Below are 20,127 nucleotides of genomic sequence, written 5' to 3'. Positions count from 1 at the left end.
TAAGGTGAATATTATGTTCGACATACAAGAAGAATTAAAAAAACTCCCGGTTAATCCGGGAGTTTATATTATGCATGATAAAGATGATGTCATAATATATATTGGAAAAGCTAAAAACTTAAGGAACAGAGTAAGACAATATTTTCAAGCTAGCCATGATGAAGGAATAAAAAAAAGACAAATGGTAAAACATATAATGAGATTTGAATATATTGTCACTGATTCAGAGTTAGAAGCATTAGTATTAGAGTGTAATCTTATTAAAGAATATACTCCAAAATATAATACGATGCTAAGAGATGATAAGACGTATCCTTATATAAAAGTTACTGTGGCAGAGGACTTTCCAAGAGTTCTTTTTTCGAGAAAATTAAAAAAGGATAAAGCAAAATATTTTGGACCATATAGTAGTTCAATGGCAGTAAAAGACACAATAGATTTGGTGAATAAGATATATAAAATACGAACTTGTAACAGAAATTTACCAAGAGACATTGGAAAAGAAAGGGCGTGTTTGAATTATCATATTCATCAATGTGATGCTCCGTGTCAAGGATATATTTCTTCTGAAGAGTATAAAAAAAGAATCCAAGATATAATTGTTTTTTTAAATGGTGATTACGAAAAGGTTATTACTCAGTTGACGGAGAAAATGCAGCAGGCATCTGAAGATTTAGAATTTGAAAAAGCAATAGAGTATAGAGAATTAATAAATAGTGTTAATCAAATAGCTCAAAAACAAAAAATAACCAATACTGACGGTGAAGATAAGGATGTAATTGCAGTTTCTTCTGATGGTACGGATGCGGTTGTTCAAGTATTTTTTATTCGTTCAGGTAAACTAATTGGAAGAGATCATTTTAATGTTAGAGTTGGAACAGAAGAGAAGAAAACAGATATTTTATATAATTTTGTAAAACAATTTTATTCAGGAACACCGTTTATACCTAAGGAAATCATGCTACAAGAAAATATCGAAGATAAAGAAATAATAGAAGAATTTCTATCTAATAAAAAAGGCAGTAAGGTAATAATTAAGGTTCCACAAAAAGGAATGAAAGAAAGATTAGTTGAGCTTGCATATAAGAATGCAAGGTTGATTCTTACCCAAGATAAAGAAAAGATTAAACGAGAAGAAGGAAGAACCATTGGTGCAGTCAAAGAAATTGAAAAGCTAATAGGTTTAAATGATCTAAATAGAATAGAAGCATTTGATATATCGAATATAAATGGTTTTCAGACTGTAGGTTCTATGATCGTTTATGAAAAAGGAAAGCCTAAGAGAAGTGATTATCGCAAATTCAAATTAAAAACTGTTAGTGGTCCGGATGATTACGCATCAATGAATGAAGTGTTAACTAGACGTTTTTTACATGGGAAAAAAGAACAGCAAATGATAAAGGATAATTTGTTAGATAAAGAAGTTGGAAGCTTTAACAGATTTCCGGATATAATTATGATGGATGGTGGAAAAGGTCAGGTTAATATTTGTAAAAAAGTTCTTGATGAATTAAATCTTAACATTCCGGTTTGCGGAATGGTTAAAGATGATAATCATAGAACAAGAGGATTATATTATAACAATGTAGAAATCCCAATTGATACGCATAGTGAGGGCTTTAAACTAATTACTAGAATTCAAGATGAAGCTCATAGATTTGCAATAGAATATCATAGAAGTTTACGCTCTAAGACACAAATTAGGTCAGTGTTAGATGATATAGATGGAATTGGTTCTACTAGACGTAAGGCTTTGATGAAACGATATCAGTCTATAGATAAGATAAAAGAGGCCTCTATTGATGATTTATTGTTGACGGATTCAATGAATCTTATGGCAGCACAAAATGTTTATTATTTTTTTCATAAAGATTTGTATGAAGACAATAATTAGATGGAATACTAATATAAATTAAAACTAAATTGAATAACATCTATTGCTGTGATAAAATAAAATTGAAAAGACTTAGCTGTTTAAGAATGATAAAATGATTTGTTATAAGTTTTTGATTTATAAACAGAAAAAACAAGGAGGTATCCTATGAGTGGTATTGGAAGAGTAGAAGGTGTAAGTGTTGATAAAATTATCACTATTTTAGGCCTAAAAAATTATACGGAAGAATTAGATACGCAACAAAGATTAATTACAACAGCAGATGTTAATAGACCGGCGTTACAATTAAGTGGTTATTTTGAACACTTTGAGCAGTCGAGAACTCAAATAATTGGTAATGTAGAGTACGCATTTACTCAAAAATTATCAGATGACGAAAAAAAGGCACGTTATAATGAGTTTCTTAAATTTGATATTCCTTGTGTGATTTTTGCAAGAGATTTAGAACCTGATAAAATATTTTTAGAAGTTGCAAGAGATAATCAAGTGCCAGTTCTTGGTACAAGTAGTGCGACATCAGCTTTTATGGCTGAATTAATCCATACGTTAGGTGAGCAACTTGCTCCATGCATTACAATTCATGGTGTGTTAGTTGATGTATATGGTGAGGGATTATTGATTACAGGTGAAAGTGGAATTGGAAAAAGTGAAGCTGCACTTGAATTAATCAGAAGAGGTCACAGACTTGTAACTGATGATGTTGTTGAAATCAGAAAAGTTGACGATCATACGCTAATTGGAACATCACCTGATATCACAAGATATTTTATTGAATTACGAGGTATTGGTATTATTGATGTAAAGGCACTTTATGGTGTAGAATGCGTAAAGGAAAAACAGCAAATTGATTTAGTTATCAAATTAGAAGATTGGAAGAAAGATGCAGAATATGATAGACTTGGGTTAGAAGAAGAATATATTGAGTATCTTGGTAATAAAGTGGTTTGTCACTCTTTACCAATCAGACCTGGTAGAAATCTTGCTGTAATATGTGAAACTGCAGCTGTTAACCATAGACAAAAGAAAATGGGTTATAATGCAGCTAAAGAATTATATAGAAGAGTACAAGAAAATATTAATAAACACTAGTTTTTATTTAATATGTACTAGTTTTTAAAAGATAGGAGATTATAAGATGGAAAAGAAAAATGCATGGTTGAAATATTCAGACGAAGAAGATAAAAAAAAGGTATTTGATTTTGCAGATGGATACAAAAAATTCATTAGTGATTGCAAAACAGAAAGAGAATGCGCACAAGAATTTTATACAAAAGCTTTAGATAACGGATTCAAGGATTTAAATGAAGTAATCGCAGCTGATACTACATTAAAAGCTGGAGATAAGATTATTGCAAACAATATGGGTAAGGAAATCGCAATGTTTATTCTTGGAAAAGAAGATCTTGAAAAAGGAATGAACATTTTAGGTGCACATATTGATTCACCAAGAATGGATTTAAAACAGGTTCCACTATATGAAGATACTGAAATGACATTTTTAGATACTCACTACTATGGTGGAATTAAAAAATATCAATGGGTTACTTTACCACTTGCATTACACGGTGTAATTGCTAAAAAAGATGGCACAGTAGTAAAAGTAAACATTGGTGAAAATCCAGATGATCCTGTATTTGGTGTAAGTGATTTATTGATTCATTTATCAGCAGATCAATTATCTAAAAAAGGTGATAAAGTAGTTGAAGGCGAGAACCTTGATGTTTTAATTGGTAGCATTCCAAAAGAACAAAAAGATGATTCTGATGATAAGATTAAAGATAGAGTTAAAGCAAATATTTTAGATATTTTATCAAAAGAATATAGTGTAGATGAAGACGACTTTTTATCAGCAGAAATTGAAGTTGTACCAGCAGGAGCTGCAAGAGACTTTGGATTTGATAGAAGTATGATTATGGGTTATGGACATGATGATAGAGTTTGTGCATATCCATCATTTATGGCAATGTTAGAAATGAAAGAAGTTCCAAACAAAACTAGCGTATGTTTATTAGTTGATAAAGAAGAAATCGGTAGCGTTGGTGCTTCAGGAATGACATCAAGATTCTTTGAAAATTGTGTCGCTGAAGTTATGAATTTAACAGGAAATTATTCAGAACTTAAAGTAAGAAGAGCGTTAAGCAATTCAAAAGTTTTATCATCTGATGTTTCAGCAGCATTTGATCCAATGTATCCATCAGTAATGGAAAAAAGAAACTGTGCATATTTTGGAAAAGGATTAGTGTTTAATAAATATACAGGTTCAAGAGGAAAGAGCGGTTCTAATGATGCAAATGCAGAATATATTGCAGAACTTAGAAACATCATGGATAAAAATGAAGTTTCATTCCAAACTTCAGAACTTGGTAAAGTAGATCAAGGCGGCGGTGGAACAATCGCTTATATTCTTGCAAAATACGGAATGAACGTAATTGATAGTGGTGTTGCTGTATTAAATATGCATGCACCATGGGAAATTATTAGTAAAGTTGATTTGTATGAAGCATTAAGAGGATATATTGCATTTTTAATTGAGGCATAATTATTAAATCTTTAATGAATGAGAGAAATAATATTATATGAGTTACATAATTGAACAAGTAGTAAATGGAATAAAAAAATATATACCAGAAAGTGAAATTGCTCTTAATGAGCCAATGAAAAAACATACAACATTTAGAGTAGGTGGAGATGCAGAGATTTTTGTGTCTCCATCTGCAACAGAAGTAAAAGATTTAATTGATCTTTGTAATGACTTAGAAGTCCCTTATCATGTAGTTGGTAACGGAAGTAATCTTTTAGTTTCAGATCAAGGATTAAAAGGTGTCGTTATTTCTGTTAGAAGAAATGCAGAGTATATAGATATAAAAGGTGATACTATTATCACTGGTGCAGGGTCATCACTTGCAAAAGTTGCCAACTTTGCAGCAAAAGAAGGCCTAGGCGGACTTGAATTTGCAGCAGGCATTCCAGGTACAATTGGAGGAGCAATTGTAATGAATGCAGGAGCATTTGGGGGAGAGATAAAAGACGTTTTAGTTAGTGTAAAAGTTTGTACCAAGGATGGACAAGTACTAGAAATTAAAGCACAAGATTTAGATTTATCATATAGACATAGTTGTATCTTAGAAAAAGAATATATTGTTTTAGAAGCAACTTTTAAATTAAAAGAAGCTAATAAAGATGAAATATATGCAACTATGGATGATTACAAAAAAAGAAGAATCTCATCACAACCATTAAATTTTCCTAGTGCAGGAAGCACATTTAAAAGACCAAAAGATAATTTTGCAGGAAAATTAATAGAAGACGCAGGTCTTAAAGGATATAAGATTGGAGGAGCACAGGTTTCGGAGAAACATTGTGGTTTTGTTGTTAACTCAAATGCGGCAACAGCGACAGATGTTTATGAACTTATAAAATATGTTATAAGTATCGTTAAAACTAAATATGATGTAACCTTAGAACCAGAAGTAAAAATGATGGGAGAGTTCTAATATGAAGGTTTTGATTGTAACAGGTATGTCAGGTGCAGGAAAGACAACTGCAATGAAAATGCTAGAAGACATAGGGTATTATTGTATTGATAATCTACCAATTCAGTTAATAGATAAAATTGTTGATTTGTCTAACGAAACTTCAGAGATGCAAAAAGTTGCTTTAGGAATAGACGTTAGAAGTGGAAATTTAGTAAATATTTCTGAAATGGTCGACAATCTAAAAAAAATAGATATTCAGACGGATATTCTTTTCCTAGATGCCGAAGATGAAGTCTTGATTAAACGTTTTAAAGAGACAAGAAGAAATCATCCGCTCGCAAATGGAGAAAGAATAGATAAAGGAATTGAAAGGGAAAGATTACGTCTTGAAACATTAAAAAAACATGCATCTTGTATAATTGATACTAGTCATTTGTTGACGAGAGAATTGAAAAGTGAGATTGAAAAGATATATAGTAACGATTATAATTATAAAAATATATTTGTGACTATATTATCGTTTGGTTTTAAGTACGGAATACCTACAGATTCTGATTTAGTTATAGATGTAAGATTTTTACCAAATCCATATTATATTGATGAATTAAGACCAAAAACTGGAAATGATAAAGAAATCCAAGATTATGTAATGCAGTTTAAGGAGTCAACAGAATTTTTGGATAAACTTGAGGATATGGTTAGGTTTTTATTACCAAAATACATTAGTGAAGGTAAAAATCAACTTGTAATATCAATAGGCTGTACAGGAGGTAAGCATCGCTCTGTTACATTAGCAAACGAACTTTATAATCGACTAAAAGACCAAAATGAATTTGGTTTAAAAATAGAGCATAGAGACATAGGAAAGGATTCTTTAAGAGGCAAATAAAATATGTCGTTTTCACAAAAAGTAAAAACAGAAATAATTAGCAAATCAAACAACAATAAAGAGTATGACATAGCCGAATTAATGGGTATCGTATCTAGTATAGGAGAAGTAGTAGGAAACTATGAAAATTTTATACTAGATACAGATAATCCAATTGTGTTTGAACACTTTGCTATATTAGTAAAAAATAATTTTCCTTTTGATATAACAAAACAAATAGGAAAAGATAATTGTAAATTATTTTTAAAAACATTAGGCTATAAACTAACCAATGATCCAATAGCTGTTGGACTAAGTGCATTTGATGAAAAAATGTTAGAGCAAACTGAAATGAGAAAGGCATATCTTAGAGGAACATTTCTTGCCATTGGTTCGATATCGGATCCACATAAATCGTATCATTTAGAAATGGTATGTAATAATAAAAATAAGGCTAATAGGATTCAAAAAATAATGATAACTTTTGGATTAGATGCCAAAATTGTTTTAAGAAAAAATCACTATGTGGTTTACATAAAAGAAGGATCACAAATTAGTGATTTTTTGAGCGCAATAGGGGCATATCAAGCATTATTAGAGCTTGAAAATGTAAGAATTCTAAAAGATATGAGAAATACCGTTAATCGTAAGGTTAATTGCGAAACTGCAAATATTGGAAAAACTGTAAATGCTGCTATAAGACAGATAGAAGATATTGAATTGATTAAGGAAAAAAATGAATTAATTAATTTGCCGGATCAATTAAAAGAAATAGCAATTTTAAGATTGGAAAATCCGGATTCTTCATTGAAAGATTTAGGAACATTACTAGATCCACCAGTAGGAAAGTCTGGAGTAAATCATAGACTCAGAAAAATATCTTTGATAGCAGAAGAGCTCAGAAATAAAAATGCAGGTTGATTTTTATTGCGGTTGTAAACTATTAAAGACTAAAGAGGTAATGAAAAATGGTAAAAGAAAAGTGTTTGTTAATATTTAATCCATACTCTGGAAAAGGATTAATAAAAAATTATTTGGTTGATATAGTGGATATTATTGTAAAATCAGGATATGAAGTAACAATTTATCCAACACAATCAAGTGGAGATGCTGTCCAACAAATAATTAATGAAGCTGAAAAATTTGACAGAATTATTTGTAGTGGTGGTGATGGAACGTTAGATGAAGTAATTACAGGACTACTTGAGGCAGAGTTGGATATTCCAGTAGGATATATTCCTGCAGGAAGTACTAATGATTTTGCTAATTCGTTAGGTATTTCAAAAAATATGGTAGAGGCGGCACGTACAGCGGCAACTGGAACATTATTCCCATGTGATATGGGATATTTTAATGGAGATACATTTGTATATGTTGCAGCATTTGGAATTTTTACAGAAGTATCATATAAAACACCACAGCAATTAAAAAATATATTAGGACATCTTGCATATATTTTAGAGGGTGCAAAACATTTAAATGATATTAAATCCTATAAAATGAAGATTGAATATGATGGAAAAGTAATAGAAGATAAATTTATTTTCGGAATGATATCGAATTCTGTTTCAGTTGGTGGTTTTAAAGGAATGACAGGAAAAAATGTTAAATTAGACGATGGTGTATTTGAAGCAACATTTATCAAGACACCAAAAAATCCTGTTGAGTTAAGTGAAATTTTAACATGTCTTACTAACTTAAGAGATGATACAGATTATATATACTCATTTAAAACTGACGAATTAAAAATTACATGTGATGAAAAAGTTGCATGGACAACAGATGGTGAATTTGGTGGAAAATATAAAGAATTGACCATAAAGAATTTACATAAAGCGGTTTCTTTAGTTGTAGATGCTGCAGAAATTGCAGAAATTACAGCTTTTCCACATGAAGTTTTTGAAGATCCATACGAAAAATTAACCATCGAAGAGATTGAAAAATTATAGTAAGGTAAAAAATATATAAAAATTCTATTTATATTAGAAAAAAATCGTAAAAAAATTATAAATTAAATACCTAAATATTATAGAAAATCATAAAAAATGAAAAAAAAATAAAATTGTTAAGTAATTAACTTTATTTTTTTTCCAAAATATACTATAATAAAACTGTTAGCGAAAAGTACAAATAATAATACAATCGCTATCTGTAATACGTTTTGCGCAAACGTATTAGAGAGAACAGTATTTTATTTCATAGGAGGAAAATAACATGTTAGTATCCGCAAAAGAAATGCTTGATAAAGCAAAAGCAGGCCACTATGCAGTAGGTCAATTCAACATCAACAACTTAGAGTGGACAAAATCTATTTTACTTACAGCTGAGGAATTACAGTCACCAGTTATCTTAGGTGTATCTGAAGGTGCTGGAAAATACATGACAGGTTTCGAAACTGTTGCAGCTATGGTTAAAGCTATGGATAAAGAATTAGGAATTACAGTTCCTGTAGCTCTTCACTTAGATCACGGTTCATATGAAGGATGTTACAAATGCGTTAAAGCTGGTTTCACATCAATCATGTTCGATGGTTCACACTATCCAATCGAAGAGAACGTAGCTAAAACAACAGAATTAGTTAAAGTTGCTCATGCAATGGGAATGTCAATCGAAGCTGAAGTTGGTTCAATCGGTGGAGAAGAAGACGGTGTAGTAGGTGCAGGTGAGTGTGCTGATCCTAACGAATGTAAAGCAGTAGCAGATCTTGGTGTAGATATGCTTGCAGCTGGTATTGGTAACATCCACGGAAAATACCCAGAAAACTGGCAGGGACTTTCATTCGACACACTTGATGCTATTCAGCAGCAGACAGGAGCTATGCCATTAGTACTTCACGGTGGTACAGGTATCCCAGCTGATATGATCAAAAAAGCTATTTCTTTAGGTGTTGCTAAAATCAATGTAAATACAGAATGTCAGCTTGCTTTCCAGGAAGCTACACGTAAATACATCGAAGCTGGTAAAGACTTAGAAGGTAAAGGATTCGATCCTCGTAAATTATTAGCTCCAGGTGCTGAAGCTATTAAAGATATGGTTAAAGAAAAAATGGAATTATTTGGTTCAGTTGGAAAAGCTAACGCATAATTTTGTTTTCTTTAAATGTCAATTTATAATTAAGGGTTAATCATTATTCGAGATATTGATTAACATAAAAGGGTTTGTGTCTATATGGATGCAAGCCCTTTTTTGATAAAGTAAAAAAGTAGCCAAATAAAAATATTAATTTTGTATAAAAATTTATAAAAAAAAAGATGTTTATAGTAAAAAATATATAAAGAATTAAAAAAATAAAAAAAAACATTGATTTTTTCTAGAAGATAAGGTATTCTAACAACAGTTGATTTAGAGAACAAGGGCGTTCCAACAAAGGTTGGAGTGCCCATTTTTTTATTTAAGGGATATATTAGCTGTCCTTATAGAATAAATTAATGTAAGTTGTAATCAATTAATGTCAAAAGAAGTTGATAAAAAATCACACTTTAGGGAATAAAGTTGTGTGATGTTTAGAAAGGATGTATATTATGCGAGAGACAGAGTATTTCAATGTGGCAGATATTTTTGGCGAAGATGTATTTAATGATTCTGTAATGCAGGAACGTCTTCCAAAGAAAGTCTACAAGAAACTTCATGAAGTAATGGATGAGGGAAGAGAATTAGATTTAGAAACAGCTGATGTAGTTGCACACGAGATGAAAGAGTGGGCTATTGAAAGAGGAGCAACACATTATTCACATTGGTTCCAACCATTAACAGGTGTAACAGCTGAGAAACATGATTCATTTATTACAGCTCCAATGGAGAATGGAAAAATTCTTATGAGCTTTTCTGGAAAAGAATTAATTAAAGGTGAACCTGATGCATCGTCATTCCCATCAGGTGGATTAAGAGCTACATTCGAAGCAAGAGGATATACAGCGTGGGATTGTACATCACCTGCTTTCGTACGTCACGATGCAGCTGGTGCAACACTTTGTATTCCAACAGCATTCTGTTCATATACAGGCGAAGCATTAGATCAGAAAACACCTTTACTTAGATCAATGGAAGCAATTAATGAACAGTCACTTAGATTATTAAGATTATTCGGTAATACAACTTCTAAAAAAGTAACACCTTCAGTAGGTCCTGAACAAGAATATTTCTTAGTAGATCGTGAAAAATATTTACAGAGAAAAGATTTGATTTTTACAGGTAGAACATTATTTGGTGCAATGCCTCCTAAAGGTCAAGAAATGGACGATCATTACTTTGGTGCTATTAGAGAAAGAATCGCAGCTTACATGCGTGATGTTAACAAAGAGTTATGGAAATTAGGTGTTTCAGCTAAAACACAACATAACGAAGTTGCACCAGCACAGCACGAGCTTGCTCCAATTTATGCAAAATGTAACATTGCAGTAGATAATAACCAGTTAACAATGGAAACATTAAAGAAAGTTGCAGGAAGACATGGATTACAATGTTTACTTCATGAGAAACCATTTGATGGAGTAAATGGTTCAGGTAAACACAACAACTGGTCAATCACAACAAACGATGGTATCAATTTATTAGAGCCAGGTGAGACACCACATGAAAATATTCAGTTCTTACTTGTTCTTACATGTATTTTAAGAGCAGTAGATGAGCATGCTGATTTACTTAGAGCATCTGCAGCAGATGTAGGAAATGATCACAGACTTGGAGCTAATGAAGCACCACCAGCAATTCTTTCTATTTATCTTGGAGATCAGTTACAAGATGTTATTAATCAGTTAGTAAGCACTGGTGAAGCAACACGAAGCTTAGAAGGTGAAAGATTACACACTGGTGTTAAGACTTTACCAGATTTCATGAAAGATGCTACAGATAGAAACAGAACATCACCATTTGCTTTCACAGGTAACAAATTTGAGTTTAGAATGGTTGGTTCACAGGATTCTGTTGCTCAGGCAAATATCGTATTAAACACTATTGTTGCAGAAGCATTCTCAGATGCTTGTGATGAGTTAGAAAAAGCAGATAACTTTGATTTAGCAGTGCATGATATCATTAAGAGACTTGCAACACAACATCAGAGAATTATTTTCAACGGTGATGGATATTCTGATGAGTGGGTTGAGGAAGCACAAAGACGTGGTCTTCCAAACATTAAATCAATGGTTGATGCTGTACCAGCATATGTTAAAGAAAATAATGTTAGAGCATTTGAAAAATTCAAAGTATTTACAAAACCTGAATTAGAGTCTCGTGTTGAAATTGAATATGAGAAATATGCTAAAACAATAAATATCGAAGCTAGAGCAATGATCGATATTACATGTAAACAGATTATTCCTGCTGTTATCAAATATACAACTACTCTTGCAGATTCAATTAATGCTGTAAGAGCTGCAGTTGCAAGTGCAGATGTTTCTACACAAAGCGATATGTTAACTAAAGTTTCTTCATTATTGAAAGAAGTAAATAAGCAGTTGGCAACATTAACAGAATTGACTGATAAAGCTTCAGCAATTTCTTGTCAACGTGAAAAAGCTGAATTCTATAGAGATAACGTTAAAGTTACTATGGATGCTTTAAGAAAACCAGTTGATGACTTAGAAATGTTAGTTGGCAAAGAGTACTGGCCAATGCCATCATACGGCGACTTGATTTTTGAAGTTTAATATTACACTTACAATTAAAAATAGGAATTATATTATTGTAGTATAAAATATTGCGATATATTTTTGATTTCACGAAGCTGTGAATTTGAGAATATATCGCTTTTTTATTATAAAAGGAGGATAATTATGACAAAAGAAATTGTTAATGGATTAGTTAATAAGGAGGCATTTGCGGTTTGGTTCCTGTGTGGAGCTGCATTAGTTTTTTGGATGCAGGCAGGATTTGCAATGGTAGAAACAGGTTTTACTAGAGCAAAGAACAGTGGTAATATCATCATGAAAAACCTTATGGATTTTTGTATAGGTACAGTTGTGTTTATAATTATAGGTTTTTCATTTTTATTAGGTGAAGATTATATGGGAATTATAGGAAGACCAGGATTTGATATTTTTACTAAATATAGTTCTTTTTCATTTTCAAATTTTGTATTTAATTTAGTTTTTTGTGCTACAACAGCAACAATTGTTTCTGGAGCAATGGCTGAAAGAACAAAATTTTCATCGTATTGTATTTATTCAGCTTTAATTTCAGCTATAGTATATCCGATAGAAGCACATTGGATTTGGGGCGGTGGCTGGTTATCAGCTCGAGACTTCCATGATTTTGCTGGTTCTTGTGCAATTCATATGGTAGGAGGTATTTCGGCCTTAATCGGAGCTAAAATGTTAGGTGCACGTATAGGAAAATATACTAAAGATGAAAATGGAAAAATAATTAAAGTAAATGCATTTCCGGGACATAACCTACCACTTGGAGCATTAGGTGTATTTATTTTATGGTTTGGTTGGTATGGATTTAATGGTGCTGCAGCAACATCAGTAGAACAATTAGGTTCAATTTTCTTGACAACAACAGTTTCTCCTGCAATTGCAACTGTAGTATGTATGCTTTTTACATGGTTAAAATATGGAAAACCAGATGTTTCAATGAGTTTAAATGTGTCATTAGCTGGATTGGTTGCAATAACAGCAGGATGTGATGTTACAGATTGTTTAGGAGCAATTATTATTGGTTCGGTTGCTGGTCTATTAGTAGTGTTTGGAGTTTGGTTATTAGATTATATTTTGCACATAGATGATCCAGTTGGAGCAGTTGCAGTTCATATGTTAAATGGTATTTGGGGAACAATAGCAGTAGGTTTATTTGCTACAAAAAGCGCACCAGAAAATACTAAAATTGTAGGATTATTTTATGGTGGCGGAGTTAAATGTTTAAATACTCAGTTACTAGGTATTATTTCAGTCGGAGCATGGACTGCATTGACAATTACAGGAGTATATTGGTTAATAAAAATTACAGTAGGCTTAAGAGTAAGCGAAGCAGAAGAAATTGAAGGATTAGATGCACGAGAACATGGACTTGCATCAGCTTATTCAGGATTTTCATTAATGGATATTTCAAATACTTTGACAATGGATATTAATGAGAATACTGATATAGGTTATACAGAAGGTATTGGTAATAAGGTAGTTGTAGGCGAAGAAAATATCAATATGAATAAAAAAGGAATGTATAAAGTTGTTATTATTTCTAAATTATCAAGGTATGACAAGGTAAAAAGAGCAATGAATGATTTAGGTGTGACGGGTATGACTGTAACACAGGTAATGGGTTGTGGCGTTCAAAAAGGAGCAGGTGAAAGATATAGAGGTGTTGAAACAGACGCAACCTTACTACCAAAAGTAAAAATAGAAATTATTGTAAGTAAAATTCCGGTAAAAAAAGTAATACAAGTTGCCAAAAAAGCTTTGTATACTGGAAATATTGGAGATGGCAAGATATTTGTATATAATGTAGATAAAGTCGTAAAAATTAGAACAGGTGAAGAAGATGTGCAAGCATTAGCCGATGTAGAATAATTTTTACGAGAATAAAATATTGTAAGAAAAATTTTTGTAAGAAAAAATGTAAAAATATTTTTACGAAAATAAGATTTTATAAGAAAAATATAATAAAAATAAATGAAAAAAGTTGAGGAAACTGATATTTACCCTGCCTGCTTGATAGGGGGCATATCATCAGTCCTCAACTTTTTGATTTAAGGGAAATTACTTCTATTAGGTTGTGGTTGCGCAGGGGCTGCGGGTTGTTGCGCTGGCTGCGCAGGTGCACCACCAGAATGTGGACATTTTTTACTAGGTGGAGCATAAGCTGATTCAGGAGAATTAGCTGCTGCACCTATAATTCTAATAGAAGTAAATGTTTGATTAACAGGACAATTACTAGCCGCTTCCATACCTGTTGCTAAACAAATTCGAACACCGACATGGTGATTGCATGTAGTTGTTGGAACAGTGTCTTTGTCGAAAAATTCTTGATAAACCATAGAACCTCGTTGGTCTCGGTCACAAATATTTTCAAGAGGTAGAAGTCCTGATTTTTTACATACGTTAGCTGTAACAATACCTTCAGGTTGTGTAAATTCTTTTCGCTCTAAACCTTCGTTAGAACGTCTCATAACTTCTCGCCATATGTTCTTGGTATAAATTGTCTGGTCACCGGCTTGGACAGAATTGTCGTCATTTCCACCCCAAATTACACAAGTGTAATAAGGTGTAAAACCAGCAAATAGGCTATCTCTATTAGAGCTTGTTGTTCCCGATTTACCAGCTTGTGGCATTAATTCGTTTCCAAAGTAAGCAGCCTTACCGGTTCCTTGAGTTAAAACATCTTGCATTGCGCTAGTTAAGAGCCATGCAGTTGTTGCTTTTATAACACGATGTTTTTCTTTTTTAGAGATGTCTAAAAGTAGTTTACCATTGTGATCATAAACTTTAGTATAAAAGCTAGGCTTGATATATTCGCCATTGTTAGCAATAGCGGCATAAGCACCAGCAAGTTCATAGTTTTTAACACCGTGATCAAGTCCGCCAAGAGCAAGGCTTAAATTCTTATCAGTATCTGATAATGTTGTAAAACCAAATTTCTTTGCATATTCATACCCTGTGTCAATTCCAATTTGATTTAAAGTTTTTAATGCTACGATATTTGTTGAATTTTGAATACCTTCTCTGATTGTTGTAAAGCCACCAAAGCTTTTATTAGCATTCTGGAAGGTTTTATTTCCAATGGTATATGGTGCATCATCTTGTACAGAAGCTAAAGTTAAATTTTTAGCATCTAAAGCTGGGGCGTAAGAAGCAATAATTTTAAAAGTCGATCCAGGTTGTCTAGTTGTATCTGTTGCTCTATTCCAGGTTCTGTTACCAATCTTTTGACCACGTCCACCAACTAAAGCTTTAACAGCGCCAGTATGTTGATCAATAATTGTCAAAGCAACTTGAGGTTGTAAGGTTATATTTATATTTTCAGAACCTTCAACAATTGTACCACCTTGACTAAGCATTTCTTGCTCATATTGAGAAATAGCTTGTCTGCATTCATCTTCAGAATTAAAAATGATGGAGTAATTTTCGTTACTTGTTTTGTTTTTGTAATAACGTAACATGGTTTGATTAGAGTAATTCAAAACAGTACCATCCGGCTTTTTAACAGAAAAAGCTAAAAAGAATGAATACTTTGGTTCAGTTGGATAGTTAGAAGCTTTGTTAACTTCTTCATCTGCGATGGCTTGTATTCTATTATTCTGGGTGGAATGAATTGTTAGACCTCCGCGGAAAATAGCTTTATTCGCCTCTTCTGATGAATATCCTTTTTTCTCAGTCAAATCATTGTATACATCCTCGATTAATGCATCAACAAAATAAGAATTAATATTATTATTGCTTGTGTTTTGATTGAATTCAAGGATTCGATCATAAACATTATCAGCTAATGCATCATTATAATCCTGCTGCTTGATATAACCTTGCTCGAGCATATCTTTAAGTACTTTTTTTCGGCGCTTGTTGTTGTTGTCCGGATGAGTTATAGGATTGTAAGCAACGGGATTTTGAGTGATTCCTGCAATTACACAACTTTCTGATAAAGTAAGTTTAGAAACTTCTTTGCCAAAATATTTCTCGGAAGCAGCTTCAACACCAAGAGTATTAGAACCAAGGTTAATGGAATTAAGATAATTCTCTAGAATCCATTTTTTATTGTGTACCTTTTGTTCGAGCTTTATCGCTAAATATTGTTCTTGGAGTTTACGTTTGAAACTATCAAAAAAAGTTTTTTCATCTGTCCAAGTAGTAAGTACATTGTTTTTTATTAACTGTTGAGTTAAAGTACTTGCACCCTCAGAAAAATCTTTTTTAGAGATTGCTACAAAAGTAGCACGAAGAATACCTTGACAATCGACACCATTATGTTTGTAAAATCTAGAATCTTCTACGGCAATAAAGGCATGTTGAAGATCCTTAGGAATTTTATCAATCGATACGTATTTTCTGTTAGAACCTGATGAAACTAAATTAGTTGTTTGAGTACCATCCTCGGCTAAAACAGTCGTAGAATATCCGCTAGGCATCACATCAGTTTTTGAAATTTTGGGGGCGGAATCAAGAATGCCTTGAATAACACCAATTCCAGCACAAATTCCGATTACTGAAAAAAACAATAGTGCAATCACTAATAATTTTAATATGAAAATTTCTACTTTCATACGAATCTTAGTGGGTTTGTAATCTATAGTTTTGATGCGAAGCTGTGTATATTTTTTGCCATAATTCATAGGTTGTCCTCCTTATAGGTTGTAAAAAACTGGCATAAAACTATATTTAATTTTAAAGAAACAGGTTGTATTGTTAAATTCACAATATACCTTATTATATATTATAACAAATTCATTTAATATAAGAAAGTGAAAAACTTTACAAACATTTATTACTAAAGTATAATTTTTAAATAGAAAATCAAGCATTATCATTTTTAGGAGGTAAAGATGCAGATAGTTTATAAAGCTGGTGTAGGAGAAATTGTAGAAAAAAAATCTCGATTTATTGCAACAGTACGTCCGGTTACTTCAGAAGAGGAAGCAACTAAATTTATTAATGAAATGAAAAAACAATATTGGGATGCACGTCATAATTGTTCGGCTTTTGTGATAGGAGACAATAATGAGATTTCGAGATGTTCAGATGATGGAGAGCCATCACAGACAGCTGGAAGACCAATGCTTGATGTGTTATTAAACGAAGATGTTCATAATGTGGCAGTTGTAGTTACAAGATATTTTGGCGGTGTTTTGCTTGGTACAGGTGGTTTAGTAAGAGCATATCAAAAAGCAGTAAAAGAAGGATTGAATAATTCAGTGCTTATTACAAAAGCAAAAGGTGTTTTATATGAAATAGGTACAGATTATAATGGATTAGGAAAATTGCAATATTACTTTGCACAAAACAATATTACAATTGTAAATTCAATCTATGAAGCTGATGTTAAATTAGAAATAATCATTCCAATTGATCAAGAAGAAAAAATAATAAAAGGTGCAATCGAAACAACAAATGGAACTGTTAAATATAATAAAGTTCAAGAATTAGATTATGCCATCGTTGATAGTGAATTAATTAGATTATAAAAATGATTAGACATAAATAATTAATTGATTTTTAAAAGAAAAGCTATCTTTAAAAAGTAAATAAAAAAAATAAAAAAGTTCTTGACATTTTGAATGCATTGAGATATAATATCATTGTTGTGTGACACGAAAGCGTTACTAACATGATGCCCCATCGCCAAACGGTAAGGCAACGGACTCTGACTCCGTCATTTCAAGGTTCGAATCCTTGTGGGGCAGTTTGTTTTAAGCACTATGCGACAGAGCGTAGTGCTTTTTTTATACGTTTGTATGCTTGGAGGTAAAATATGTTTCAAATGAGGGAGACTGTAAATTATACAGAAATTGATACAGAAAAAAGATTGACAATGTCGGCTCTTTTGGATTATTTCCAAAACTGCAGTATAAATCATTCTGAGGATGTTGGTGTTGATTTAGATTTTTTAAAAAAAGAAAATTTAGGTTGGATTATCTCTTCATGGCAAATTAAAATAAATAAGATGCCAAAATTTAAGGATGAAATAATTATAAAAACATGGCCATATGAATTTAAGGCGTTTTATGGATATAGAAATTTTCTTGTGACTAATGATTTGGGCGAGCATCTAGTTGAGGCTAATTCTATTTGGGTTTTATTAAATACTGATGCCAGAAAACCAGTAGTAGATAGTGCTAAAATCATGGAAAAATATAAACTAGAGCCGAAACTAGAATACGGTGACAAAAAAAGAAAATTAAAAGTTCCAACAGAATATGAAGAAAAAGATCCGGTAAAGGTTCCTTCGTTTTTTATAGATACTAATGGACATATGAATAATGTAAAATATGTATTGTTAGCAGATACTTATTTGCCAAATGATTTTTCAGTTGGTGAATTAAAAATAGAGTATAGAAAAGAAGCAATGTTAGATGATGTTTTATATCCAAGATTGACATATAATAATGATGAAGTTGACGTTGTTTTTGCAACTGAAGAAGGCAAGCCTTACGCAATTTTAAAATATATAAAAAAGTAAGTGCATAAAATGTATCGACATAAAAAGTAAGTGTGTAAGTGATAAATGTAGCCGATAACATTGTTTAGAGAATTATTTTAGAAAGGTAAACAATAAAAATAAAAGTTTATTGTAGAGGTATAAAAATGAGATTAGGTGAATACCAAGAATTATATTATGTGAAAAAAGTAGATTTTGGAGTTTATTTAGCAGAAGATATGGAGACAGAAACTCATGTCCTTCTTCCTGCAAAACAGGTTCCAGAGAATGTAAAAATAGGAGATAAGATTAATATTTTCTTATATAAAGACTCTAAAGACAGATTAATTGCTACAACAAATGAACCAAAGTTAACTTTAGGAAAATTTGCTGTATTAGAGGTAAAAGAAGTTAATAAAATTGGTGCTTTCTTAGATTGGGGTTTAGAAAAAGATTTGTTTTTGCCATATCATGAAATGCTAAGAAAAGTTGAAGAAGGCGATGAAATTTTAGTTACATTATATATAGATAAGAGTAATCGTTTATGTGCTAGTATGAAAGGTATTTATGATCTTTTAGAGAAAGATTCACCATATAAAGTTGGCGATAGAGTTAGTGGTAGAGTTTATGAATTTAGTGATAATTTTGGAACATTTGTAGCTGTTGATGATAGATTCTCAGCTAAATTACCATCTTTTGAAGTACATGAATATTTAAGAATTGGTGATGTGATAGAAGCGCGAGTAACAGGCGTTAAACCTGATGGTAAAATTGACATTACTATGCGAGAAAAAGCGCATATTCAAATGGATGAAGATGCTAAAAAAGTATTAGAAATTATTGATTCATACGCAGGAGTACTTCCTTTCTCTGAAAAAGCAAGCCCTGAAGTTATTAAAAGAGAGACTGGATTAAGTAAAAATGCATTTAAACGAGCAATAGGACGTTTATATAAAGAGAAGATTATTAATATTACAGATGGAAAAATTCGTAAAAATTAATTGATTTTAATACTTTAATGTAATATACTTTTTTTGTATTAATATTTAAGATACAGAAAGAAGGATTATGTTATGAAAAAAGTAATTAAAACAGATAAGGCTCCAGCAGCAATTGGACCATATTCACAAGCAATAGAAGTAAATGGAGTTGTGTATACATCAGGTATTATTCCAGTTGTACCTGCTACAGGAGAAATTCCAGAAGGTTCAGTAGAACAGGCAAAGCAGGCATTTGAGAATTTAACAAATTTATTAAAAGAAGCTGGATGTTCTATGGCAGATGTTGTAAAAACTACAGTTTTTATTAAAGAAATGAATGATTTTGCTAAAATCAACGAAGTGTATGAGAAATTCTTTGAAGCAGATTATCCTGCAAGAAGTTGTGTTGAAGTAGCAAGACTTCCTAAAGATGTTATGCTTGAAGTAGAAGCAATTGCAATAAAAAATGTATAAAATTAATTTAATAAAAGGACGACTACTTATATGTAGCCGTCCTTTTTTGGACTAATTACAATTAAAACATCAAATATCGTCTGTTTCTAACTTTTTATTGTTAAATATTATCTGAGGAGTAATCTTTTTTACTTAAACAAGTATATCAACGTTAGAGCCAATATTTGGATTAACTGATAATTCCATCATGCGAATCATATCTGTGCCTTGAGTTTTAATTTGATCAATCGAATTACTCAATAACTGGACGTTAATCTCGGTTTTGATTCGACTGGCAGTATTTGTCATAGCAAAATTATCAACGTCAGTTAAAGCGTGATTTACCTGAGTGATATCCATCATAAAACCACCTCCTAGAAAAAACTAATTCAC

Annotated in this window: 16 protein-coding genes and 1 tRNA gene; 15 read left to right on the top strand and 2 right to left on the bottom strand. The window is 31.7% G+C overall.

All coding sequences use genetic code 11. From position 1 onward, the window contains the following. The first annotated feature begins 13 nt into the window (after positions 1-13). From uvrC to BMY79_RS00295, 10 genes are all read left to right on the top strand, one after another. Positions 14-1,894, top strand: coding sequence for an excinuclease ABC subunit UvrC (gene uvrC, locus BMY79_RS00340; protein WP_027421891.1), 1,881 nt, complete (start codon positions 14-16; stop codon positions 1,892-1,894). Between the two features lie 147 nt (positions 1,895-2,041). Next, the gene (gene hprK, locus BMY79_RS00335) at positions 2,042-2,983 is read left to right on the top strand and encodes an HPr(Ser) kinase/phosphatase (protein ID WP_022750002.1); all 942 of its coding nucleotides are present in this window, start codon (positions 2,042-2,044) and stop codon (positions 2,981-2,983) included. 46 nt (positions 2,984-3,029) lie between these two features. Next, entirely contained in the window at positions 3,030-4,433 is a 1,404-nt protein-coding gene (locus tag BMY79_RS00330; RefSeq protein ID WP_022750000.1) for an aminopeptidase, read from the top strand. A 37-nt stretch (positions 4,434-4,470) separates the two neighbouring features. Then, positions 4,471-5,388 (top strand): UDP-N-acetylmuramate dehydrogenase, encoded by a 918-nt coding sequence (gene murB, locus BMY79_RS00325; RefSeq protein WP_022749999.1) that lies wholly within the window; start codon positions 4,471-4,473, stop codon positions 5,386-5,388. A gap of 1 nt (position 5,389) precedes the next feature. Then, positions 5,390-6,259, top strand: coding sequence for an RNase adapter RapZ (rapZ, locus tag BMY79_RS00320; protein WP_022749998.1), 870 nt, complete (start codon positions 5,390-5,392; stop codon positions 6,257-6,259). Between the two features lie 3 nt (positions 6,260-6,262). Next, the gene (whiA, locus tag BMY79_RS00315) at positions 6,263-7,159 is read left to right on the top strand and encodes a DNA-binding protein WhiA (RefSeq protein ID WP_022749996.1); all 897 of its coding nucleotides are present in this window, start codon (positions 6,263-6,265) and stop codon (positions 7,157-7,159) included. Between the two features lie 47 nt (positions 7,160-7,206). Continuing rightward, entirely contained in the window at positions 7,207-8,187 is a 981-nt protein-coding gene (locus BMY79_RS00310; RefSeq protein ID WP_022749995.1) for a diacylglycerol/lipid kinase family protein, read from the top strand. Positions 8,188-8,452: 265 nt separating this feature from the next. Then, complete coding sequence (fba, locus tag BMY79_RS00305) at positions 8,453-9,322, top strand: class II fructose-1,6-bisphosphate aldolase (protein WP_022748589.1); 870 nt, start codon at positions 8,453-8,455, stop codon at positions 9,320-9,322. A gap of 437 nt (positions 9,323-9,759) precedes the next feature. Next, entirely contained in the window at positions 9,760-11,883 is a 2,124-nt protein-coding gene (locus BMY79_RS00300; protein WP_027421894.1) for a glutamine synthetase III family protein, read from the top strand. Between the two features lie 126 nt (positions 11,884-12,009). Beyond that, positions 12,010-13,743: an ammonium transporter gene (locus BMY79_RS00295; RefSeq protein WP_074730275.1), complete on the top strand. Its 1,734-nt coding sequence runs from the start codon at positions 12,010-12,012 to the stop codon at positions 13,741-13,743. A 179-nt stretch (positions 13,744-13,922) separates the two neighbouring features. On the opposite strand, the gene BMY79_RS00290 is transcribed toward BMY79_RS00295, so the two are convergent. Further along, on the bottom strand, positions 13,923-16,385 hold the full coding sequence (locus BMY79_RS00290) for a transglycosylase domain-containing protein (RefSeq protein ID WP_242941473.1): 2,463 nt from the start codon (positions 16,383-16,385) through the stop codon (positions 13,923-13,925). A 324-nt stretch (positions 16,386-16,709) separates the two neighbouring features. On the opposite strand from BMY79_RS00290, the gene BMY79_RS00285 reads away from it, so the two are divergent. The 5 genes from BMY79_RS00285 to BMY79_RS00265 all read left to right on the top strand — a co-directional run bounded on the left by BMY79_RS00285 (position 16,710) and on the right by BMY79_RS00265 (position 19,755). Beyond that, positions 16,710-17,348: a YigZ family protein gene (locus BMY79_RS00285; RefSeq protein ID WP_022748594.1), complete on the top strand. Its 639-nt coding sequence runs from the start codon at positions 16,710-16,712 to the stop codon at positions 17,346-17,348. Positions 17,349-17,495: 147 nt separating this feature from the next. After that, a tRNA-Gln gene (locus BMY79_RS00280) sits at positions 17,496-17,567 on the top strand. Positions 17,568-17,635: 68 nt separating this feature from the next. After that, positions 17,636-18,343 (top strand): acyl-[acyl-carrier-protein] thioesterase, encoded by a 708-nt coding sequence (locus tag BMY79_RS00275; protein WP_074730273.1) that lies wholly within the window; start codon positions 17,636-17,638, stop codon positions 18,341-18,343. A gap of 125 nt (positions 18,344-18,468) precedes the next feature. Beyond that, entirely contained in the window at positions 18,469-19,302 is an 834-nt protein-coding gene (locus BMY79_RS00270; RefSeq protein ID WP_022748597.1) for a CvfB family protein, read from the top strand. A 72-nt stretch (positions 19,303-19,374) separates the two neighbouring features. Further along, entirely contained in the window at positions 19,375-19,755 is a 381-nt protein-coding gene (locus tag BMY79_RS00265) for a RidA family protein (protein WP_022748598.1), read from the top strand. Positions 19,756-19,887: 132 nt separating this feature from the next. On the opposite strand, the gene BMY79_RS00260 is transcribed toward BMY79_RS00265, so the two are convergent. After that, entirely contained in the window at positions 19,888-20,097 is a 210-nt protein-coding gene (locus BMY79_RS00260; protein ID WP_022748599.1) for a YjfB family protein, read from the bottom strand. Positions 20,098-20,127: the final 30 nt, after the last annotated feature.

Source organism: Lachnobacterium bovis (assembly GCF_900111325.1).
GTDB classification, from domain to species: Bacteria; Bacillota; Clostridia; order Lachnospirales; family Lachnospiraceae; genus Roseburia; species Roseburia bovis_A.
Note: the sequence above shows the minus strand (reverse complement) of the source record. Positions and strands in the feature narration are given on the sequence as shown.